Source organism: Vibrio sp. 1288, from assembly GCF_033344475.1.
In genome coordinates, this window is record NZ_JAWPOX010000169.1 from 1 (window position 1) to 1006 (window position 1006).

Genomic DNA, 1006 nt, shown 5'->3' on the forward strand with positions numbered 1-1006 from the left:
GCTATTGCGCAGAGAAATACAGAATACATAGAGCAGACTCACGCTGTTTCATTAATCGAGAAAGTGGTGAGTGGGCATCGTAAGCGTCCTTTAGTGCTCACGGCTGATCGCGGTAGAGGTAAAAGCAGCGCGTTAGGTATCGCTTGTGCTCAGTTGTTGCAACACAAGCCGCTGCGTATATTACTTACCGCGCCTTCTATTAACGCTGTTGAGCCAGTCTATCAGCACGCGCAGCGTTTACTTACGGATGCCAAACAGATGAAGAAAGACCGTTTGGAAGTCGGCTATGGGTATATTCAGTTTATTGCGCCTGACGAATTGTTGTCTTCGCTGCCTGAGTGTGATTTGTTGCTAGTTGATGAAGCGGCTGCGATTCCCGTCCCGATGCTCAAACAAATCACCGAGCATTATCATCGTTTGGTCTTTTCTAGCACGATTCATGGCTATGAAGGCTGCGGACGTGGCTTCACGTTGAAGTTCATTGAATGGTTGCAACAACAACGACCTGGCATGAAGACGTATCACATGCAGCAGCCAATTCGTTGGAGCGTAGATGATAAGTTAGAAACGTGGTTGTATGACGCTTTTATCTTGAACGCGGAATTATCGCCGCAATCCATTGAAGGCATGGCGAACGTATCGTTGAACAAAGTGGACAAGCAAGCACTGGTTCACCAACCCAACTTACTACGCGAATGCTTTGCTTTACTGGTTAATGCTCATTATCAAACCTCACCGAATGATTTGCTCCATTTACTGCGAGATGACAACAGCTCCGTTTATCTCGCGATGGATAAACAAAATATCATCGGAGTCATTCTCACGGTTGAGGAGGGCGGTCTTGATGACGAGTTAATTGAAGCCGTTCAACTTGGTCAACGTCGTCCTAAAGGGCATTTGACGCCAATCACCATCATCAATCAACTTGGTTTGGTAAAGGTAGGCAGGCTTATTACTTCACGAGTGATGCGAATTGCGGTGCATCCTGATCTACAAGGTTTGGGCG

At 46.8% G+C, this 1006-nt stretch carries 1 protein-coding gene; it reads left to right on the forward strand.

The genetic code is table 11. The annotated features are described in order from the left end of the window. On the forward strand, positions 1-1006 hold a 1006-nt coding region (locus R8O11_RS25395), incomplete at both ends, for a GNAT family N-acetyltransferase (protein WP_318194636.1).